The organism is Nonomuraea sp. NPDC003560, from assembly GCF_042878785.1.
In the GTDB taxonomy this organism is placed as follows: domain Bacteria; phylum Actinomycetota; class Actinomycetes; order Streptosporangiales; family Streptosporangiaceae; genus Nonomuraea.
Genome location: NZ_JBIAOF010000006.1, coordinates 107,522 through 128,356 on the forward strand (window position 1 = coordinate 107,522; position 20,835 = coordinate 128,356).

Below are 20,835 nucleotides of genomic sequence, written 5' to 3' on the forward strand. Positions count from 1 at the left end.
CATACCCCCACATAGAGCTCCAAACGGTTTGCCCCATAACACGGTGATAGGGGTGTTTTGACACGACCACTCCTCGTATTCGGGCTCGTACCGTGCAGACACCCCCCTGTACGCGAGGAGACGTGCACATGCTCCCCAGGAAGACCGTGACGGCGGGCATCGCGATCGCCGTCACCATGATCAGCGTCCCGGCCCTGGCCTTCGCGGCGAAGGGCGCCACGGCCCAGGACGAGACCCCCTACTCCATCGCCCGCGCCAACGCCGAAGCCGTCGCCGACCCCCCGCAGGGCCTGGTCGACGCCATGAGCCGGGACCTCGGCATCACCGGCCAGCAGGCCGAGGCCCGCCTGGTCAACGAGGCCGCCGCGGCCGGGCTCGAACCCACCCTGCGCGCCCAGTTAGGCGCCTCCTACGCCGGCTCCTGGGTGACCGGCCCCACCTCCACCCCGATCACCGCCACCACCGACCCGGCGCAGGTGGCCGCCATCGCCAAGGCCGGTGTGCAGGCCCGCGTGGTGGCCCGCTCACTGAGCAGCCTCGACGGGGTCAAGGCCAGGCTGGACGCCGCGTCGGCCAAGGCCCCGAAGACCGCCCCCGTCTGGTACGTGGACGTCGTCAACAACACCGTCGTCGTCCTCAGCTCCAACCCCGCCAAGGCCGCCGCCTGGGTGCGGGCCAGCGGCGCGGACGCCTCCGCCGTCCAGGTCGTGCGCTCGGCCGAGCAGCCCACGCTGTTCTACGACGTCCGCGGCGGCGACGCCTACTACATCGGCTCCGGCACCCGCTGCTCCGTCGGCTTCTCGGTGACCAAGGCCGGCTCGCAGGGCGGCTTCGTCAGCGCCGGCCACTGCGGCACCGCCGGGTCCAGCACGTCCGGCTCCAACCGGGTCGCCATGGGCACGTTCCGCGGCTCGTCCTTCCCGGGCAACGACTACTCCTGGGTCGAGGTCAACGGCCAGTGGACCCCGACCGGCGTGGTGTACGGCTACAGCGCCGGCATCCTGCCCGTACGCGGCTCGACCGTGGCCCAGGTGGGCTCGGCCGTCTGCCGCGCCGGATCGACCACCGGCTACCACTGCGGCTCGGTCCAGCAGCTCAACGCCAGCGTCACCTACCAGGAGGGCACCGTCTCCGGCGTGACGCGGACCAACGTCTGCGCCGAGCCCGGCGACTCCGGCGGCTCGTTCATCTCCGGCGACCAGGCCCAGGGCGTGACGTCGGGCGGCTCGGGCAACTGCAGCTCCGGCGGCACGACGTACTTCCAGCCGGTCAACGAGATCCTGTCCACCTACGGCCTGACCCTCGCCACCCAGGGCGGCGGCCCCGGCCCGACCAGCACGCCGACGGTCACGACCACCGTCGGCGGCACGTGGGCCGCGGGCACGACGTACGCGGCCGGCGCGACGGTGACGTACGGCGGCTCGACCTACCGCTGCCTCCAGGGGCACACCGCCCAGCCCGGCTGGGAGCCGCCGAACGTGCCGGCTCTCTGGCAGCGCGTCTGACCCCCTAGACGTCCAGGGCGGAGATACCCCCTCACGACCTGGACCGCACGGCCGGGCGATGTCCCACTCCTCCGTCAGGGACATCGCCCGGCCCATGCGCTTCCCGCGACCGTCAGGACGCCTCTCCGGCCAGCCGCAGGGCCTCCTCGACCAGCGTCTCCACGATCCGCGACTCGGGGACGGTGCGGACCACCTCGCCCCTGACGAAGATCTGCCCCTTGCCGTTGCCCGAGGCCACGCCCAGGTCCGCCTCCCTGGCCTCGCCCGGCCCGTTGACCACGCAGCCCATCACCGCCACCCGCAGCGGATGGGGGAACCCGTCGAGCGCCGCGGTGACCCGTTCGGCCAGCCCGTACACGTCCACCTGGGCCCGCCCGCACGACGGGCAGGAGACGATCTCCAGCCTGCGCCGCCGCAGCCCCAGCGACTCCAGGATCCCGATCCCGACCTTGACCTCCTCCACCGGCGGCGCCGACAGCGAGACGCGGATCGTGTCGCCGATGCCCTCGTCGAGCAGGATCCCGAACGCCACCGCCGACTTGATCGTGCCCTGCATGAGCGGCCCTGCCTCGGTGACGCCGAGGTGCAGCGGGTAGTCGCAGCTGCGGGCCAGCATCCGGTAGGCCGCCGTCATCACCTGCGGGTCGTGGTGCTTGACGGAGAGCTTGATGTCGCGGAAGCCGTGCTCCTCGAACAGCGAGCACTCCCACAACGCCGACTCCACCAGCGCGGCCGGCGTGGCCCTGCCGTGCTTGGCCAGCAGCCGGGGGTCGAGCGAACCGGCGTTCACCCCGATGCGGATCGACACCCCCGCGCCGGACGCGGCCCGCGCGATCTCGCCCACCTTGTCATCGAACTTCTTGATGTTCCCGGGATTGACCCGGACCGCCGCGCACCCCGCCTCGATGGCGGCGAAGACGTACCGCGGCTGGAAGTGGACGTCGGCGACGACCGGGAGCTGCGACTTGCGCGCGATCTCCGGCAGCGCGTCGGCGTCGTCCTGGGTCGGCACCGCGACGCGGACGATCTGGCAGCCCGCCGCCGTCAGCTCGGCGATCTGCTGCAACGTGGCGTTGACGTCGGCCGTCACCGTCGTCGTCATCGACTGCACCGAGACGGGCGCGTCGCCCCCCACCGGCACGGACCCCACCATGACCTGCCTGGACGCCCTGCGCGCCCGATGTCGCACCGGCAGTCCGAGATCTACAGCGGCCACCTGTCCAGCTCCCTTCGAACGGTGTGCGCGATGCCCCGACCGGTGAGCCCGGCCTCGGCGAGCAACCCGGCCCGGCTCCCGTGCGCGACGAACTCGCGCGGCAGGCCGAGGTTGACGATGTGCTGCCGGGGCCCGCACTCCTGCCGGAGCAGGGCGCCGGCCCCGCAGGCGGCCAGGCCGTCCTCGACGGTCACCACCAGCCGGGCGGCCCCGGCCGGCCCGCGCAGACCGGCCGGGACCGGGATCACCCAGCGGGGGTCGACCACGGTCACGCCGATCCCGGCGGCCGACAACATGGCCGCCGCGCCCAGGCACGGCCCGGCCATCGGCCCGACCGCCACCAGCAGCACGTCGGGACCGCCCGCGAAGAGCACGTCGACGTCGCCGAGCCGCCCCACGCGCGGCAGCTCGGGACCGGCGGCCGCCTTGGGGAAGCGCAGCGCGGTGGGCCCGGGGTGCTCGACCGCCTCCTCCAGCAGCTCGCACAGCCGGCGGGCGTCGCGCGGCGCGGCCACCCGCATGCCGGGCACCATGGCCAGCGCCGCCAGGTCCCACATGCCGTGGTGGCTGGGCCCGTCGGGGCCGGTGAGCCCGGCCCGGTCGAGCACGAGCGTCACCGGCAGCCGGTGCAGGGCGACGTCCATCAGCACCTGGTCGAGGGCGCGCCCGAGGAACGTCGCGTAGACGGCGACCACGGGGTGCAGGCCCGCCATGGCCATGCCCGCCGCCGAGGCCAGCGCGTGCTGCTCGGCGATGCCGACGTCGAACATGCGGCCGGGGAAGCGCCGCCCGAAGCAGGCCAGCCCGGTCGGCCCCGGCATCGCGGCGGTGACGGCCACCAGGTCGTCGCGGCGCTCGCCGAGCACGCACAGGTGGCGGGCGAACGCGTCGGTCCAGGTGGCGGCGCCGGCCGCGAGGGGGCGGCCGGTGGCCGGGTCGGTGGCCGGGATCGCGTGCAGGTGCTCGTCGTGGTCGCGCTCGGCCGGGTCGTAGCCGCGGCCCTTGCGGGTGACGCAGTGGACCACGACGGGGGCGCGCAGCTCGCGGGCGGCGCGCAGGACCGCTTCGAGCGCGGCGATGTCGTGGCCGTCGACCGGGCCCAGGTAGCGCAGGCCGAGCTGCTCGAAGACGGTCACGTCGGCGGCCGTGCGCAGGCGGGCGAGGTGGTCGGCGATGCCGCCGTGGGTGGGGGCGTAGGAGCGGCCGTTGTCGTTGAGCACGACGACGACCGGCCGGTGGCGGGCGGCGCCCAGGTTGTTGAGCGCCTCCCAGGCCGGCCCGCCGGTGAGCGCGCCGTCGCCGACCACGGCGACCACCGCCCGGCCGGCGTCGCCGGTCAGCAGGCGCGCCTTGGCCAGCCCGTCGGCGTAGGCGAGCGCGGCGGAGGCGTGGGAGTTGTCGACGTGGTCGTGCACGGACTCCTCCCGGCTCGGATAGCCGCTGAGGCCGCCGCGGCAGCGCAGGGCGTCGAACGAGTCGCGCCGCCCGGTCAGGATCTTGTGGACGTACGCCTGGTGCCCGGTGTCGAAGACGATGGCGTCGCCGGGCGAGTCGAAGACGCGGTGGAGGGCGATCGTGAGCTCGACGACGCCGAGGTTTGAGCCGAGGTGCCCGCCGCGGGCGCTCACCTTCTCGACCAGGAAGTCGCGGATCTCGCGGGCGAGGCCGGGCAGCAGCTCGGCGGGCAGGGCGCGCAGGTCTTGGGGAGTGGAAACGTACGGCAACAGGGTCGTCATGACATCCCCTGACGGTGTTGCGGTGAGCCAAAAGAATAGTTGAAAGGCCCAAGACACTTTACACGCTCTGTATTCAAGTAGTAACTATTGGTAGTGCGTCCCGACCAGAAGGAGCCGAGCGGATGCCGGTGAGCTTCACTCAGCACTACCTCGGATCACGGATCGAGCGACGCCTCGCCGACTTCCTTGAGACGTGGCGTTCGCCCGTCTCCGATCCCGACGTGCAGACGGCCTACCGGCTGCTGACCGAGTTCATCCTCGGCGGCGGCAAACGCATCCGCCCCCTGCTGTGCTACTGGGGCTGGCGGGGCGCGGGCGGCGCCGACTGCGACGAGATCGTCAGCGCCGCGGCGGCCCTGGAGCTGTGCCACGCCGGGCTGCTCATCCACGACGACATCATGGACGGCAGCGAGCTGCGCCGGGGCCGGGCGACCATCCACCGCAACCTGGCCGACCTCCACGACGGCCCGTCCGCGGAGGCGTTCGGGCACGCGGGCGGCATCCTGCTCGGCACGCTCAGCCTGGCCTGGTCCGACACCCTGCTGTCGTCGTGCGGCGTCGAGCCCGTCCGCCTGCGGGCCGCCCACCACCTCTTCGACGCCATGCGCACCGAGGTCATCAGCGGCCAGTACCTCGACATCCTCGCCCAGCTCCGCGCCGGCGCGAGCGTGCCGGAGGCGCTCACGGTGATCCGCTACAAGACGGCCAAGTACACCGTCGAGCGGCCGTTGCAGATCGGCGGCGCCCTGGCCGGCGCCTCACCCGAGCTGCTCGACGCCTTCTCCCGGTTCGGCGTGCCGCTCGGCGAGGCGTTCCAGCTGCGCGACGACGTGCTGGGCACGTTCGGCTCGGCGGCCGAGACCGGCAAGTCGGCGCTCGACGACCTGCGCGAGGGCAAGCACACGGTGCTGATCGCGCACGCCATGGCGCACGCCTCGCCCGCGCAGCTCGGCTACCTGCGCGCCTGGCACGGCAACCCGGCGCTCACCGAGGAGCAGGCCACCGGGCTGCGCACCATCCTCATCGACACCGGCGCGCTCGACCAGGTCGAGTCGATGATCGACGAACGCGTGGGCGAGGCCACGGCCGCCCTGGCCCGGGCGCCGATCGGGCCCGAGGCCGGCAGTGCGCTGTCCGTCCTGGCCGACCAGCTCGCGCACCGTACCAAGTAGGGGGCTCTCCGATGGGACGCGTACTGCTCGCGGCCCCGCGCGGTTACTGCGCGGGCGTCGAACGGGCCATCTTCTCCGTGGAGGAGGCGCTGCGGCGCTTCGGGCCACCGGTCTACGTGCGCAAACAGATCGTGCACAACACGTTCGTGGTGGCCGACCTCACCGAGCGCGGGGCGGTCTTCGTCGACGAGCTCGACGAGGTGCCGGACGGCGCGCTGGTGATCTTCTCGGCCCACGGCGTCTCCCCCGCGGTCCGGCAGGAGGCCGGAGGCCGCGGCCTGCGCACGATCGACGCCACCTGTCCCCTGGTCACCAAGGTGCACAAGGAGGCGGTGCGGCTGGCCGAGGCCGGCCACGAGATCGTGCTCATCGGCCACGCCGAGCACGAGGAGGTCGAGGGCACCCTCGGCGAGGCGCCCGGCCGCATCCACGTCGTCGATCCGGCCAGGCCCCACGAGGTCACCGCGAGCGGCGCGGCGCGCATGACCTGGCTGTCGCAGACCACCCTCTCGGTCGACGAGACCATGGGCGCCGTCGCCGAGCTGCGCGACCGGTTCCCCCAGCTGGCCGACCCGCCGAGCGACGACATCTGCTACGCCAGCCAGAACCGCCAGGAGGCGATCACCCGCATCGCCCCCCGCTGCGACCTGGTCATCGTCGTCGGCTCGGCCAACTCCTCCAACTCCCGGCGGCTGGTCGAGGTCGCGCTGCACGCCGGCGCCCCCGCCGCCCACCTGGTCGACCGGGCCGCCGACGCCGACCCGCGATGGCTCGGCGGCGTCGGCACGGTCGGGGTCAGCTCCGGCGCGTCCGTACCCGACGTGCTGGTCGAGGACCTGCTCGGCTGGCTCGCCGGCCACGGCTACACCGACGTGGAGCCCGTGACCGTGACCGAGGAGACGCTCACCTTCTCCCTCCCCCTGGAACTCCGTTCCTCCCGCAACCCCGGCTAGACCCCACACCGAGATTGGCGGTGCACCATGACAGAAACCACCGACTCCAGCGCGCCCTTGAACGGCAACGGGCAGCTCAGCCTCAGTACCGAGGCCGCCAAACAGCTCGCGACCACCACCAAGACGCCCCCGCAGATGCAGGAGATCACCTCCAGGTGGCTGCTGCGGCTGCTGCCGTGGGTGCAGTGCTCCGGTGGCGTGTTCCGGGTCAACAGGCGCCTGACGTACACGCTCGGCGACGGGCGCATCACGTTCTCCACGACCGGCTCCGACGTGCGGGTCATCCCGGCCGAGCTGACCGAGCTGCCCATGCTGCGCGGCTTCGACGACATGGAGGTGCTCGAAGCGCTGGCCGACCGCTTCCAGCAGCGCGAGATCGAGCCGGGCGAGGCCATCGTCAGGGAGGACGACCCGGCCGACCAGCTCGTGCTGATCGCCCACGGCCGGGTCGGCAAGGTCGGGCAGGGCGCCTACGGCGACGAGCAGAACCTCGGCGTCCTGGCCGACGGCGACCACTTCGGCGAGCAGGCGCTGACCGGCGGCGGCACCTACGACTTCACCGCCACGGCCAAGACGCACACCACCGTGCTCACCCTGTCCAGGCAGACCTTCGAGCAGCTGGCCGAGCAGTCCCCGGCGCTGCGCGAGCACATCCAGAGCCGGCAGGCGGCCGGCGACCACGCCCAGAACGCCTACGGCGAGGCCGCGATCGACATGGCCTCCGGCCACTCCGGCGAGGTCGCGCTGCCCGGCACGTTCGTGGACTACGAGCAGTCCCCCCGCGAGTACGAGCTGAGCGTCGCCCAGACGGTCCTGCGGGTGCACAGCCGGGTCTCCGACCTGTACAACCAGCCGATGAGCCAGCTCGACCAGCAGCTCCGCCTCACGATCGAGGCCCTGCGCGAGCGCCAGGAGCACGAGCTGATCAACAACCGGGAGTTCGGCCTGCTGCACAACGCCGACTTCAGCCAGCGCATCCGCACCCGTTCCGGCCCGCCCACGCCCGACGACCTCGACGACCTGCTGGCCGTCGTCTGGAAGGAGCCGGCCTTCTTCCTCGCGCACCCGCAGGCCATCGCCGCGTTCGGCAGGGAGTGCAGCAAGCGCGGCCTCTACCCGCAGGCCAGCGAGGTCAACGGCCACCGCATCCCGGCCTGGCGCGGCGTGCCGATCTTCCCGTGCAGCAAGATCCCGGTCACCGGCAAGCGCACCACGTCGTTCCTGCTCATGCGGACGGGCCAGGAGAATCAGGGGGTCGTCGGCCTGCACCAGACCGGCATCCCCGACGAGTACCAGCCCAGCCTGTCGGTGCGCTTCATGAACATCAACGAGAAGGCGATCATCTCCTACCTGGTCAGCGCCTACTACTCGGCCGCCGTCCTGGTGCCCGACGCGCTCGGCGTCCTGGAGGACGTCGAGCTCGGCAGGAACGGCTAGCAGCCCCTTCGTCCGTCCGGTCCAAGAATTGGTGGTGTTTGTGTTGACGGAGTCGGATCAGCGGCTGAGCCTGGATACCGCCGCGGCGCGGAAACTCGCCACGACGACCAAGACGCCTCCGCAGATGCAGGAGATCTCCTCCCGCTGGTTGCTGCGGATGCTTCCGTGGGTGGACACCGCCGGCACCTATCGGGTGAACCGGCGGCTCACCTACATGGTCGGCGGTGGCCGGGTGAGCTTCTCGCGCACCGGCGCCCGGGTGCGGGTGGTGCCGCCGAGCCTGACCGAGCTGCCGCCGCTGCACGGGCTCGACGACGACCGCCTGCTCGACACCCTCGCCGGGCTGTTCGAGCAGCGGGAGTACGCCCGCGGCGACACGATCGCGCGGGCCGGACGGCCGGCTGACGAGATCATCCTGGTCGCCGACGGCCGGGTCACCCGGTTCCAGCCGGGCGACTACGGCAACCGCCTGGTGCTCGGCACCCTCGGCGAGGGCGACCACGCCGGGACCGAACCGCCGGGCGAGCGGGCCGTACGGCACGACACGCTGGAGGCCGGCACCAGGTGCACGGTGCTGGCCCTGCCGTGGGAGGAGCTGCGCGCGCTGGCCGAGAGCACGCCCGCCCTGCGCGACCGGCTCGACCGCCACCGCGCCCGGCGGGCGGCCCCCCAGACCAAGCACGGCGAGGCGGCCATCGAGCTGTCGGCCGGCCACCGGGGCGAGCACACGCTGCCGGGCACGTTCGTGGACTACGACCCGGGCCCGCGCGAGTACGAGCTCAGCGTCTCGCAGACCGTGCTGCGCGTGCACACCCGGGTCGCGGACCTGTTCGGCGACCCGATGGACCAGACCGAGCAGCAGCTCAGGCTCACCGTCCAGGCGGTGCGCGAGTCGCAGGAGCGCGAGCTGGTCAACAACCGCGACTTCGGCCTGCTGCACAACGTCGACCCGAGCCAGCGCATCCGCACGCTGACCGGTCCGCCCACCCCCGACGACCTGGACGACCTGGTGAGCCGGCGCAAGAAGTCACGGTTCTTCCTGGCCCACCCGCGGGCCATCGCGGCCTTCGGCCGGCAGTGCAGCGCGCGGGGCGTCTATCCCGACACCGCCGAGATCGAGGGCGTGCCCGTGCAGTCGTGGCGCGGGGTGCCCATCCTGCCGTGCGACAAGATCCCGATCAGCCGGGCGGGCACCACCTCGATCCTGTGCATGCGCACCGGCGAGAAGGACCAGGGCGTCGTGGGCCTGTTCCAGACCGGCGTGCCCGACGAGCGGGAGCCGGGACTCAGCGTGAAGCTCACCGGCATCGACCGGAAGGCCGTCATGTCGTACCTGGTCAGCGCGTACTACTCGTGCGCGGTGCTGGTGCCCGACGCGCTCGGGGTGCTGGAGGACGTGGAGGTCGCGAGCTGATGGCTCAGCCGTTCGAACTGCCCGACTTCTACATGCCGTACCCGGCGCGGCTCAACCCGCATCTGGAGGAGGCCCGTACGCACTCCAAGCTGTGGGCGCGCGAGATGGGCATGCTGGAGGGATCGGGCGTCTGGGAGGAGGCCGACCTCGACGGCCACGACTACTCCCTGATGTGCGCCTACACCCACCCCGACTGCGACGGCGCCGAGCTGTGCCTGATCACCGACTGGTACGTCTGGGTGTTCTTCTTCGACGACCACTTCCTCGACGTCTTCAAGCGCTCCGGCGACATCCAGGGCGGCAAGCGGCACCTCGACCGGCTTCCCCGGTTCATGCCGATGGGCGCCGATCTGTCCATGCCGGAGCCGGCCAACCCGGTCGAGGCGGGCCTGGCCGACCTGTGGCTGCGCACGGTGCCGGGCATGTCGGCCGACTGGCGGCGGCGGTTCGCCGAGAGCACCCGCCACCTGCTCAACGAGTCGATCTGGGAACTGTCCAACATCAACGAGGGCCGGATCGCCAACCCGGTCGAGTACATCGAGATGCGCCGCAAGGTGGGCGGCGCGCCCTGGTCGGCGGGGCTGGTCGAGCACGCGGTGCGGGCCGAGATCCCCGCCCGGCTGGCCGGCACCAGGCCGCTGCGGGTGCTGAAGGACAGCTTCTCCGACGCCGTGCACCTGCGCAACGACCTGTTCTCCTACGAGCGCGAGGTCAGGGACGAGGGCGAGCTGAGCAACGGCGTGCTGGTGCTGGAGACGTTCCTCGGGTGCACGACGCAGGAGGCCGCCGACGCCGTCAACGACCTGCTCACCTCGCGCATGCAGCAGTTCGAGCACACCGCGCTGGGCGAGCTGGGCCCGCTCTTCGTCGAGCACGCCGTCGATCCGCTGTCGGCGGCGGGCGTGCTGGCCTACGTCAAGGGGCTGCAGGACTGGCAGTCCGGCGGGCACGAGTGGCACCTGCGGTCGAGCCGCTACATGAACAAGGGCGCGAAGACGGCCCGGCCGCTCGGCGCGAAGTCGCTGGTCGCCGGCACGGGGGCCAAGCGGCTGCGCAACTTCGCCCACACCGGGCGGCAGCGCGTCGGCCCCTCGCAGATCCCCGAGCTGTACGTGCCCTTCGAGCTGCGCCTGTCCCCCCACCTCGACCAGGCCCGGCGCAACGCGGTGACCTGGTGCGCGTCCATGGGCCTGCTGGAGGCCCAGCCGGGCGTCGTGGGCTCGGCGGTCTGGGACGCCGAGAAGCTGGCCGACTACGACCTGCCGTTGTGCGCGGCGGGCCTGCATCCCGACGCCACCCCCGAGGAGCTGGACCTGGCCTCGCACTGGCTGTGCTGGGGCACCTACGGTGACGACTACTTCCCCGTCGTCTTCGGCCGGTCGGGCAACCTGGCGGCGGCCAAGGTCACGGTGTCCAGGCTCGCGGCGTTCATGCCGCTGGACGGCACGCCGGCGCCGCCGCCCGTGAGCGCGCTCGAACGCGGCCTGGCCGACCTGTGGGCGCGTACGGCGGGGCCGATGCCGGCCGGCGCCCGCGCGCAGCTGCGGCGGTCGGTCGTGACGATGTGCGAGGGCTGGCTCTGGGAGCTGGGCAACGAGGCGGCCCGGCACATCCCCGACCCGGTGGACTACCTGGAGATGCGCCGGCTCACCTTCGGCTCGGAGCTGACGATGAGCCTGTGCCGGCTGCGGCACGCGTACGCGCTGCCCGAGGCGCTGTACGAGAGCGGCCCGATGCGGGCGCTGGAGAACGCGGTCATGGACTGCGGGATGTTGCTGAACGACGTCTTCTCGTACCAGAAGGAGATCGAGTTCGAGGGCGAGCTGCACAACTGCGTCCTGGTGGTCCAGAACTTCTTCGACTGCGACTACCCGGCCGCGCTCGGCATCGTCAACGACCTGCTGACCTCGCGGATGAAGCAGTTCCAGCACATCGCCGCGCACGAGTTGCCGATCCTGTGCGACGACCTCGGGCTCGACTGCGCGGCGCGGCAGGCGCTCGACGCGTTCCTGGCCGACTGCCGCCACTGGCTGACCGGCATTCTCAACTGGCACCGCGGCTGTCTCCGCTACGACGAGCCGTCCCTGCGCCGGCACCACCGGCCGCCGGCCTTCCGGCTGTCCGGCCCCCGCGGGCTCGGCACGTCGGCGGCGACCCTGGTCTACAGCGGCACGTCGTACGGGCGCGGGGCGTAGAACCAGCCCATCATGCGCAGCAGACGTCGCAGGTGCGGCGTGACGTTGCGCAGCCGGATCCACCGTTCGTCCGGGGGCAGCGCGGGCAGCGCCAGCACCCGCAGCCCGGACAGGTCGACGAAGGTCAGCTCGCCGGTGTCGACCACGATGTACGTGCTGCCCCCGCGCGAGTCGGACAGCGTGCTGGCGAGCGCGGGGCTGTTGGTGACGTCGACCTCGCCGGACAGGGCGACGGCCGGGGCTCCGGGGACGACCCGCAGCGTGATGCTGAGCTGCCCGTCCTGATAGAGCAGCCGCTCTTCGAGATCGTTCACGACGTGCGCACCCCCCAACAGCTATGGACAGGGGGTTGCCGGCGGGATGACCGTCAAGCTTCCTCCCGGCCGTGGTGGCCGCCCTGAGGAGGTCGCGGTTCCTTCGCCGCGCTGACGATTAACCCGAAGCCAGATTACACGAAGTATGTTTCGCTATGTAATGTTCAGGAGAAAATGACCGAATTGCAGCCGAATAATGAAGGGTTGCACCGGTCTCCCGCAGACGCACGAAGCCGGCCCAGCACGTAGGGCTGGGCCGGCTTCGGACCGTCCTCTCGGCGGGGCCCGCACGCGTCCCGCCGCGGCCGATCCGGGGCGTTCGGCAAGGTGCCGCCACGAGGGGTCGTGGCTGCCGGAACGCCTTCGGGTCAGCCTGACGGGCGCGCGGACGGGCCGCCGCCGGTCAGCGGTCTCAGTTGTTGTCGCCGTAGTTGCTCTGGGCGTCCAGGACGTTGAGCTCGATGTCCTGGAGGTGCAGGGCGGTGAGGACGTCGATGTACTTGACGGAGTCGTTGAGGACGTCGTTGGCCAGCGTCAGGTCGTCCAGGATGGACAGCTGGCTCAGGATGGCCTTGCCGCCGTTGTAGGCGTTGGGGCCGACGTCGGCCGAGGCGCTCGTGGCGGTGAACCCGAACAGCGCGCCGGCGATGGCTGCACCGGTGAGAATGCGACGCATCATTTTTTACTTCCCTTTCATCGGAATCGGCGCAGCGGTGCGCGTCATCATTTATTACCCGCCTCCCGAGTGGCAGGAATTTCGCGAATAACGATCTCGTGGGGCCGCGGCAGGCCGCAAGGAAAATATGCTAAGCCAAAGTCAAGTACCCGCACTTATTCCTTGGCCGTCGATCGGGCGAAAGACATCCCGAAATGCCCCGAAATAATGTGACTCGTCGGGCACGGCGGGTTGTTTTATCCCCATACTCCCGGAGCAGGTAATCGGGAGAAGTCGCTTGAAACGCCGTGCCGTAACGGCGGCACGGCCGGCCACGCGGGGGTGCCGAATATGCCATGAACGGACTACTGCGATTGTTGGCGATTGCATTGGCGCACACCATTGTGTGCGTTTCCCATTCGATGCCCGCGCAGGGCGCCGCAGGCTGCCATCCGCACGGGTGCCGGGCGCAGGCTCCGGCCGTCCGGTCGGCGGCGGGCTCGATCGCGCTGCGGGCGGCGATAGAGATGATCGGCGTCCCGTACTCGTGGGGCGGCGGCGGTCCGGGCGGCCCCGGATTCGGCATCGGCAAAGGGGCCAGGACCTGGGGATTCGACTGCTCGGGCCTCACCGAGTACGCGTGGGCGCGGGCCGGCGTGGCCATCGGGACGACGACGTACGTGCAGTGGCGGTCCGGGATCCGGATACCGCGGGAGGAGATCCAGCCCGGGGACCTGGTGTTCTACGACAGCGACGTCGACACCCCCGGCCCCGAGCACGTGGCGCTCGCGGTGGACGGCACGCAGATCGTGCACGCGCCTTACAGCGGTGAATCCGTACGGCTCGACGCGCTGGAACGGCCGCGCTTCCTGGGCGTCGTACGCCCGAGCCCGGGCCGTTCCGACGCCTAGGCCGAGCCCGACGGGCCGAGTTCGCCGGCCGGGCCCGCCGCGGAGCCGGGTGCGCCTACGCGTGAGCCTCGCGGCCCAGGTCGTCCTGCAGTGATCGACCTGGGCCGCGAGGCGTTCAGAGCTCGGTGCGCACCAAGCCCGTGCCGTGGCCTCGCGAAATGCCACGGCCCGTACTTTCGGTCCACCTCAAGGCACCAGGAAGGCGACCTTGGCCGGGCGGATCCGCGAATTCTGCTGCGGGTCGCCGATCGTCTTCCTGCCTACGCCACGCGAGGAGGCTCAGTTGTTGTCGCCGTACTTGTCCTGGTTGTTGAGGACGTTGGCCTCGATGTCGTTCAGGTGCAGCAGGGTGAGGATGTCGATGTACTTGATGGAGTCGTTGGCGACATCGTTCAGCGCCGTCAGGTCGTCGAGGATGCTCAGCTGGCTCAGGATGCTCTGCCCGTTGTTGTACGGGTTGGGGCCGACGTCCGCGGACGCGGCGGAGGCGGAGAAGCCGAGAGCGGTGACCGCGATAGCTGCACCGGCCAGAATGCGACGGATCATGTTTGCTTTCCTCCATGGATCGGCGCTGAATTTGTGCGCCATGGTCGTTTGTGCAGGGCTGTGAGGTGCCGCAAATAACCATCGCGGCAGGCAGCGAAAATCGCAACTCGGAATGCCCTAACGAAGGTCAAGGGGACGCCTCGATTTCTTGGCACTCGGTTTCCGCGCTCATCGACGGGGCACTGCATATATCCCGGTCGGGCTGCCCGGCGAACGGGATTCTTTTGGCCTTCCGGCGGCGATGTTGGGGCGTTCGTGCCCTGCCGTTCAGGCAACGATCACCCGAAACTTGAGGAACGACCTACGACGCCGGGGCCCGAGTTCGGCGAATTTGGCGACCAGGTGAGTGGTTATCCAGGTGATCGCCTCGGAGGTGCCGTCCGCCATTACCGGACGACGGTCGCGCCAGATGTCCCGCTGACCTGCGAGAACGCCCCCGAACCAAAACCGCCCCCTCCCGTCGAAGGACAGGGAGGGGGCGGGACGCGAGGGGGGAGAGGCGGGGTCAGGGGGTGATCAGGTGGTCGAGGGCGGCGGTCAGGCGGTGGAGGGCGGTCAGGGACTCACGGGCGGCGTCGAGACCGAGCACGTCCACCAGGCGGTCGGCGAACTCGCGGTGGCCGGGGACGATCCCGGCGATCGCCTCGCGGCCCGCCTCCGTCGGCTGGAGGAGCTTGGCGCGGCGGTGGGCGGGGTTGGGCCGGTATTCGGCCAGGCCCCTCTCCACCAGCAGGTCCGCGATGCGCTGCACACCCTGGCGGGTCATGCCCATCACCCGGGCGATCCCCGCCACCGGCAGCGGCTCCCCCAGGACGGCGCCCAGCACCTGCCACCAGGCCGCCGTCATGCCGGCCGGCTTGGCCAGCTCCTCCGCCACGTGCAGGAACTGGCCGTTGAGCCGGAACGACGCCAGAGCCAGACCGGACAGCAGCTCGGCCGCCACACTCTCACCGCCGTCACCGCTCCCCCCTTGCCCGCCACCGCTCCCGTCGCGGCGGGCAAGGGGGTCTCCGGGGTCGGGGCTGCCGCCGGGGGTCATGCGGCCATCAGCACCTCGAACGCCGAGGCGTCGCTCTTGCCGAACAGGCGGTACCAGGCGTCGAGGACGTCGGGCCGGTAGACGTCGAGCCGGCGGAAGATCTCCCGGGCGAAGGCGACGGGCTCGGTCGGGCCGGCGGTGACGAGGTCGCCGTCGAGCACGGCGTCCGTCTCCTGGTAGCGCCCGGCTCCGGCGTAGCCCTGCTGGGCCCCCAGGTACGGCAGCGCCGCGCTGGTGTGGCCGCGGTCGTCGAGCAGGCCCTCGCGGGCGAGGCCGGCCGTGGCGCCGCAGATGGCCGCCACCGGCACCCCCGCCGCCAGGAACTCGCGCGCCTTGCGGGCGAACGGCGCCAGCTCGTCACCCGCGTCCCACAGGTCGGCCCCCGGCAGGATGAGCAGCGAGCTGCCCTCGGGCGTGAGCCGGTCGAGCGCGAGGCCCGGGGTGACCCGCAGGCCGCCCATGCTGACGACGGGCTCGCCGGTCAGGCCGACGTTGACGATCTCGTACGCCCCCGGCTCGCGCTGGAAGCGCTCGCTGCGCAGATGGGCGGTCGCGTGCCCGGTCTCCCAGTCGGCGAAGGTGTCGTAGACGGCGTGGTGGATGATTCCCTTCATGACAACATACTGTCATTTCGACAGCATGTTGTCAATGGAGAACCGTGCGAGGATAGGCGCCATGGCACAGATCGTCGGCGGAGGACGGCCGGTCAACGACGCCGAACGGCGCGTGATCTCCTACTTGCGCGACCACGCCCCCGCCGACTGGCTGCTGCTGCACAACGTCGAGGTCCCGCGAGGCGACGACGTGTTCGAGGTCGACCTGCTCGTGCTGACCGCCCACTCGCTCGTGGTCGTCGACGTCAAGGGCACCCGCGGCCGCATCGAGGTGTCCGGCACCCGCTGGTACCCGCCGCGCCGGGAGGCGTTCGGCTCTCCGGTGACCAAGCTGCGGGGCACCGCCAAGGCGCTCAAGGGCCTGCTGGTGTCCAGGGCCACCCAGCTCGAACGCGTCTACGTCGACAGCCTGGTCGTGCTCACCTCGCCCGACGCCGAGCTGGTCGACCAGGCCGGCCGCGACGCCCCCAACGTCACCGACCTGCCCGGCCTGGTGGCCACACTGGGCGACGTCTCGCGGGTCAGGCGGGGGTGCAGCCCCGACGTGCGCCCCTACCTGACGGCGGTGCTCGACGCGCTCAACCACACCGTGCGCCGCAGCACCGCGCCGCCCAGGTTCGGCAACTGGGAGGTCGAGGAGCAGCTCGGCGGCGACGCCAAGGTCACCGAATACCGCGCGTTCAACGCCACGCTGCCGGGCAGCGAGACCGTGCTGCTGCGGGTCTACCAGGCCGACCCGCTGGCCGACCACGAGGCGCGGGCCGCCGAGCGCCAGCGCATCGCCAACGCCTACCAGTCGCTGGCCCGCATCCCGCCCCATCCGTGCGTCGTGCGCTCGCGCGACTTCTTCGCCATCGACGACGAGAGCCGGTTCGTGCTGGTGCTCGACGACGTCCACGGCGAGGCGCTGCACCTGTCGCTGGGCAAGGGGGCCCGGCTGGGCGTGATCCAGGACCTGCTGCGCGGGCTCGCGCACGCGCACGCCAACGGCGTCGTCCACCGGGCGCTCACGCCCGGGTGCGTGCTGGTCACCGACGACGGGCACGCGGTGCTGACCGGCTTCGACTACGCCAAGCCGGGGCCGCGCAACTACACGGTCGCCCACGAGCTGGGCAACGTGCTCGACGCCCATTACGTGGCGCCCGAGTGCCAGGAGCGTCCCGACCGGATGACCACCGCGTCCGACGTCTACGCGGCCGGGGCCATCGCCTACCAGCTGCTCACCGGGCAGCTCCCGACCAGCTCCGACGCCCACGGCCCCGACGTCCCCGAGGTCGTGCGCCGGATGCTCGACCACTCCCCGGCCAAGCGGCCGAGCGCCGCCGAGGCGCTCGACGCGCTGCAGGGCGTGCCGTTGCAGCAGTCGCGGCTGCGGCGGCTGGTCCGTCGCCTGGTCTCCGGTCCCTGACGTCCTCCTCAGGCCGGCAGGCTGCGGCGCAGGGCGCTGGCGTGCCTGAGATAGTCGAGGGCCAGGCCGGTGCGCCCGGCCGAGCGGTGCAGCTCGCCGAGCAGCTGGGTGGCCGACGCCTCGCCGCTGCGGTCGCCGAGCTCCTGGAAGACCTCCAGCGAGCGTTCGAGGCCGGTCGAGGCGCGGGTCAGGTCGCCGCGCGCCGCCTGGAGGCCGGCGAGGCTCTGCAGCGCGTACGCCCCGCAGTGGCGGTCGCCGAGCGACTCGAAGATCTCCAGGGCGTGCCGGTGGAACGACATCGCCTGGTGCAGCCGGCCCATCTGGAGGCACACGCAGCCCTCGCGGTGGGCGTCCCCCAGCTCCTGGGCCAGCCGCATGGCCTCGCCCAGCGACTCCGCCGCCTGGACGAGGTCGCCGGAGGTCAGGCAGGCCCGGCCGATGGCCTGCCGGGCGAACGCCTCTCCGTGCCGGTCCTCGGAGGCGACGAACATGGCCAGCGCCCGGCGCAGGTACCCGAGCGACTGGAGGTGCCGGCCGCGGAACTGGTTCACGGCGCCGAGCCCGCAGACCGAGGTCGCCTCGGCCCTGACGTCTCCTATTTCATGAAATATCTGGCGGGAGAGGGTGAAGCCCTCGGCGGACTCGTCGTACCGGTCCTGGTAGAGGCTGACCTGGGCCAGGCCCCTGAGCATGGCGGCCTCGCCGTACCGATCGCCGGCGGCGCGGGCGGCGGCCAGGGCGGCGGTGTGCGTACGGCGCCAGGTGCCGAGGTGGCAGTGCAGGTCGAGGTAGGGCACCATGGCGGCGGCCAGCCCCCAGGCCGACTCGGCCAGGCCCAGCTCGGCCGCCAGGTCCACGGCTCCGGCCAGCGCCTCGTGCTCCGACTCGAACCAGGTGATCGGGTCGGCGGTGAGCCGGTCGAGCGTGCGCGCGGGCAGCCGCCACCTGGCCGCCCTGGCCGCGGTGAGGCTGAAGACGGTGGTGGGCAGGCGGGCCATGGCGTGCTCGGTGGTGGCCGTCCAGGCCGCCAGCACCCTGGCCAGCGCGCCGCGGTCGGGGCCGCGGTCGCGGGCGTGCCTGCCGACGAGGTCGGGCACGCGGTAGCGCGGCTGGCCCACGTCGTCGGTGCCGACCGGGTCCAGCAGGTGGGCGTCCACGAGCAGGTCGGTGACGTCGTGGGCGCCGTGGCGGCCGAGTGCCGCGTCCACCACCCAGCCCGGCTGCGCCCCGGCGGCGGGCCCGAGGACGCCGAGCGCGCTCAGGGCACGGGCGGCCTCCACGGGCAGCCTGCGGTACCCGGCGTCGAGGCAGGCCCGCACCTCCTTCAGCTCGGCCAGCCAGTCCTCCTCAAGCCGCTCGCGCAGCACCGACAGCGACCAGCCGGGCCGGGCCGCCAGCCGGGCTCCGGCGGCCCTGACCGCCAGGGGCGACCCGCCGCACAGCGTGACGACGGCCAGGGCGTCGGCCGGTTCGCGGGCCACCCGCCCGGCCCCGGCGACGCCGCCGAGCAGCGCCAGCGACTCCTCCGGCGACAGCTCGCCGAGCTCGACGCGCAGCGCGCCGGGCAGCTCGGTGATCCGCCGCCTGGTGGTCACGATCACGGCGCTGTCGTTGCCGGGGAGCAGCGGGCGTACCTGGGCGGCGTCGCGGGCGTCGTCCAGCAGGACCAGCATCGGGCGTTCGGCCAGCAGCGATCGCAGCAGCGCCGACCGCTCGCCGGGCGTCGGCGGCGCGCCGGTCACGCCGAGCGCCCGCAGCGCCTCGGCCAGCAGCTCGCCCGGCGCCCTGCCGCCGAGCTCCAGGTAGAGCTGCCCGGCGGGGAAGGCCAGGCGCAGGCGGTGGGCGGCGTGCACGGCCAGGGCCGACTTCCCCACGCCGGGCGGCCCGGAGATCACCGCGACCGAGAACGTCCCGGCCAGCGCGGCCAGGGGGGCGGCCCGGCCGATGAAGTCCGGCAGATCGGGCGGGAGCTGCCGGGGCACGGCCGGCGCCGCCCCGCCCTCGTCGGCCAGGATCAGCTCGTACGCGCCGCGCAGCTCGGCCCCCGGCTCGACGCCGAGCTCGTCCACGAGCTGGTCGCGGACCGCCGCGTACGTGCGCAGCGCCTCGGCCTTGCGGCCCCCGCGGTGCAGGGCGAGCAGCAGCCGGCCCCACAGGTCCTCCCGGTAGGGATGCTCGACCAGCAGGCCGCGCAGCTCGTCGGCGGCGCCGTCGTGGTCGCCGGCCTTGAGGCGCCGCTCGATCAGCGACTCGGCGGCCCGCAGCCGCAGCCGGTGGAGGTGCTCGATCCGGCGGTCCCAGACCGGGCTGCCCGGCAGGTCGCTCAGCGGCGCGCCGCGCCAGAGCGCGAGGGCCGCGCCGTACTCGCCGCGACGGGCCAGCTCCTCGAACAGGCGCAGGTCGAGCGCGCCGTCGGCGACGTCGATGGTGTAGCCGGCCCCGGCGGCGCGCAGGCCGACCGGGCCGAGCTGGGACCGCAGCGAGCTGACGTAGGTGCGCACGTTGGCCAGCGCCGAACGCGGCGGACGCCCCGGCCAGAGCACCTCGGCGAGCCGGTCGGCGCCGACCACCTGCCCCGCCTCCAGCAGCAACGTGGCCAGCAGCATGCGGGGTTTGCCGCCGGAGATCCGTAGGGGACGGCCGGCGGAGCGGATCTCCAGCGGGCCGAGGACGTGGAAGGTGACCGTCATGACAGCATCAGCCCCTTTACGGGAGATCTGACAGCTCTTTGTATCGGTTCTGGATGATTCTTGTGCGGCCAATGCGGACTCTGGTGTCACAGATCCCACTGGAAAGGATCACCCCATGAAGCTCAGCCGATCAATGGTCGCCGGCCTGGCATTGTTATTCGGCCTCGGCACGACGACCCCCGCCTTCGCCGACCCGGAGCCGGAGTCCGCGCAGGCGCAGCTCCTCGCGACGAACTTCCAGATGCCGTTCCCCTGCGGCCAGACCTGGACCGGCAACTCCAGCGCGAGCAGCGCCCACCAGTCGTGGGAGATCGACTTCAACAGGGGCAGCACCGCCGACGCCGACCTCGGCGACCCGGTCGTGGCCGCCGCCTCGGGAACGGTGGTGATCTCGGCGCACCAGGGCTCGACCAACGGCTACGGCAACCTCGTCAAGATCGACCACGGCGGCGGCTGGTCCACCTACTACGCCCACCTGAACACCCGGCTGGTCAGCGCCGGCCAGTCCGTCTCGCAGGGCCAGCAGGTCGGCACGGTCGGCAACACCAGCAAGCCGGGCAACTACATCAGCCCCCACCTGCACTACGAGGTGCGCCTGGGCACCAGCTACCCGTCGAACATCCAGAAGGCCGTCTTCAACGGCGTCACCTTCGGCTACCCGGTGCAGACGCTGAGCTCGAAGAACTGCGGCGGGTCCAGCAACCCGTACACGCCGCAGGAGGCGTGCGGCGCCGGCTACGACGTGATCGACTCGGCCGGGCTCGGCACCGACGGGACCGTCTACCTGCTCTACAACGGCTCCAACGGCAACAACTGCGTGGTCACCATGAAGGCGAAGTCGCTCGGCACGGCGACCGCGACGACCGCCTACCTGGAGGTGCAGGGCAGTACCAGGAAGACCGACTCCGGCAACTACGCGTACTACGCCGGTCCGGTCTACGCCGCCGCCGCGAACACGTGCGTCAAGTGGGGCGGCAAGGCCGGCGCCTCGGCCTACGACAGCCCGTTCGAGCACTGCGGCTGAGGCGGC

General features: G+C 72.0%; 17 protein-coding genes. 9 read left to right on the top strand and 8 right to left on the bottom strand.

The window, feature by feature from the left end; all coding sequences use genetic code 11:
• Nucleotides 1–128: 128 nt before the first annotated feature.
• The gene (locus ACFYUV_RS24080; protein ID WP_387671437.1) at nt 129–1,505 is read left to right on the top strand and encodes a carbohydrate-binding protein; all 1,377 of its coding nucleotides are present in this window, start codon (nt 129–131) and stop codon (nt 1,503–1,505) included.
• A gap of 112 nt (nt 1,506–1,617) precedes the next feature.
• Here the strand turns inward: ACFYUV_RS24080 and ispG are convergent, their stop codons facing one another.
• Both ispG and ACFYUV_RS24090 read right to left on the bottom strand, forming a co-directional pair.
• A complete protein-coding gene (gene ispG, locus ACFYUV_RS24085; RefSeq protein WP_387671439.1) occupies nt 1,618–2,721 on the bottom strand; it encodes a flavodoxin-dependent (E)-4-hydroxy-3-methylbut-2-enyl-diphosphate synthase in 1,104 nt (367 codons plus the stop codon).
• Nucleotides 2,709–4,457: a 1-deoxy-D-xylulose-5-phosphate synthase gene (locus tag ACFYUV_RS24090; RefSeq protein ID WP_387671441.1), complete on the bottom strand. Its 1,749-nt coding sequence runs from the start codon at nt 4,455–4,457 to the stop codon at nt 2,709–2,711. Before ACFYUV_RS24090 ends, ispG begins: the two co-directional genes overlap by 13 nt.
• Before the next feature lie 128 nt (nt 4,458–4,585).
• Between ACFYUV_RS24090 and ACFYUV_RS24095 the strand changes: the two genes are divergently transcribed.
• Genes ACFYUV_RS24095 through ACFYUV_RS24115 form a run of 5 tightly spaced genes read left to right on the top strand, consistent with a single transcriptional unit; the run spans nt 4,586 to nt 11,628 of the window.
• Nucleotides 4,586–5,629, top strand: coding sequence for a polyprenyl synthetase family protein (locus tag ACFYUV_RS24095; RefSeq protein ID WP_387671443.1), 1,044 nt, complete (start codon nt 4,586–4,588; stop codon nt 5,627–5,629).
• Nucleotides 5,630–5,640: 11 nt separating this feature from the next.
• A complete protein-coding gene (locus ACFYUV_RS24100) occupies nt 5,641–6,582 on the top strand; it encodes a 4-hydroxy-3-methylbut-2-enyl diphosphate reductase (RefSeq protein ID WP_358291646.1) in 942 nt (313 codons plus the stop codon).
• A 27-nt stretch (nt 6,583–6,609) separates the two neighbouring features.
• Nucleotides 6,610–8,019 carry a family 2B encapsulin nanocompartment shell protein gene (locus tag ACFYUV_RS24105; RefSeq protein WP_387671445.1) on the top strand — a complete coding sequence of 470 codons (1,410 nt, stop codon included), beginning with the start codon at nt 6,610–6,612 and terminating at the stop codon, nt 8,017–8,019.
• A gap of 43 nt (nt 8,020–8,062) precedes the next feature.
• A complete protein-coding gene (locus ACFYUV_RS24110; RefSeq protein ID WP_387671447.1) occupies nt 8,063–9,433 on the top strand; it encodes a family 2B encapsulin nanocompartment shell protein in 1,371 nt (456 codons plus the stop codon).
• On the top strand, nt 9,433–11,628 hold the full coding sequence (locus tag ACFYUV_RS24115) for a germacradienol/geosmin synthase (protein WP_387671449.1): 2,196 nt from the start codon (nt 9,433–9,435) through the stop codon (nt 11,626–11,628). Before ACFYUV_RS24110 ends, ACFYUV_RS24115 begins: the two co-directional genes overlap by 1 nt.
• On the opposite strand, the gene ACFYUV_RS24120 is transcribed toward ACFYUV_RS24115, so the two are convergent.
• Nucleotides 11,595–11,942: an STAS domain-containing protein gene (locus ACFYUV_RS24120; protein ID WP_358291638.1), complete on the bottom strand. Its 348-nt coding sequence runs from the start codon at nt 11,940–11,942 to the stop codon at nt 11,595–11,597. The genes ACFYUV_RS24115 and ACFYUV_RS24120 overlap by 34 nt on opposite strands.
• Nucleotides 11,943–12,354: 412 nt before the next feature.
• Entirely contained in the window at nt 12,355–12,621 is a 267-nt protein-coding gene (locus ACFYUV_RS24125) for a hypothetical protein (RefSeq protein WP_352322994.1), read from the bottom strand.
• A gap of 398 nt (nt 12,622–13,019) precedes the next feature.
• On the opposite strand from ACFYUV_RS24125, the gene ACFYUV_RS24130 reads away from it, so the two are divergent.
• A complete protein-coding gene (locus ACFYUV_RS24130; RefSeq protein ID WP_387671451.1) occupies nt 13,020–13,508 on the top strand; it encodes a C40 family peptidase in 489 nt (162 codons plus the stop codon).
• A 279-nt stretch (nt 13,509–13,787) separates the two neighbouring features.
• Here ACFYUV_RS24130 and ACFYUV_RS24135 read toward each other — a convergent pair whose 3' ends face one another.
• The 3 genes from ACFYUV_RS24135 to ACFYUV_RS24145 form a co-directional block, all read right to left on the bottom strand.
• A complete protein-coding gene (locus tag ACFYUV_RS24135; RefSeq protein WP_352322992.1) occupies nt 13,788–14,054 on the bottom strand; it encodes a hypothetical protein in 267 nt (88 codons plus the stop codon).
• Between the two features lie 505 nt (nt 14,055–14,559).
• Nucleotides 14,560–14,997 carry a MarR family winged helix-turn-helix transcriptional regulator gene (locus tag ACFYUV_RS24140; RefSeq protein ID WP_387671453.1) on the bottom strand — a complete coding sequence of 146 codons (438 nt, stop codon included), beginning with the start codon at nt 14,995–14,997 and terminating at the stop codon, nt 14,560–14,562.
• 92 nt (nt 14,998–15,089) lie between these two features.
• Entirely contained in the window at nt 15,090–15,707 is a 618-nt protein-coding gene (locus tag ACFYUV_RS24145; protein ID WP_387671455.1) for a DJ-1/PfpI family protein, read from the bottom strand.
• Nucleotides 15,708–15,768: 61 nt separating this feature from the next.
• Here ACFYUV_RS24145 and ACFYUV_RS24150 point away from each other — a divergent pair, with 61 nt between their 5' ends.
• Entirely contained in the window at nt 15,769–17,115 is a 1,347-nt protein-coding gene (locus ACFYUV_RS24150) for an NERD domain-containing protein (protein ID WP_387671456.1), read from the top strand.
• 8 nt (nt 17,116–17,123) lie between these two features.
• On the opposite strand, the gene ACFYUV_RS24155 is transcribed toward ACFYUV_RS24150, so the two are convergent.
• Nucleotides 17,124–19,805 carry a BTAD domain-containing putative transcriptional regulator gene (locus ACFYUV_RS24155; RefSeq protein WP_387671458.1) on the bottom strand — a complete coding sequence of 894 codons (2,682 nt, stop codon included), beginning with the start codon at nt 19,803–19,805 and terminating at the stop codon, nt 17,124–17,126.
• Between the two features lie 115 nt (nt 19,806–19,920).
• Here ACFYUV_RS24155 and ACFYUV_RS24160 point away from each other — a divergent pair, with 115 nt between their 5' ends.
• Nucleotides 19,921–20,829 (top strand): M23 family metallopeptidase, encoded by a 909-nt coding sequence (locus ACFYUV_RS24160; protein ID WP_387671460.1) that lies wholly within the window; start codon nt 19,921–19,923, stop codon nt 20,827–20,829.
• Nucleotides 20,830–20,835 lie beyond the last annotated feature (6 nt).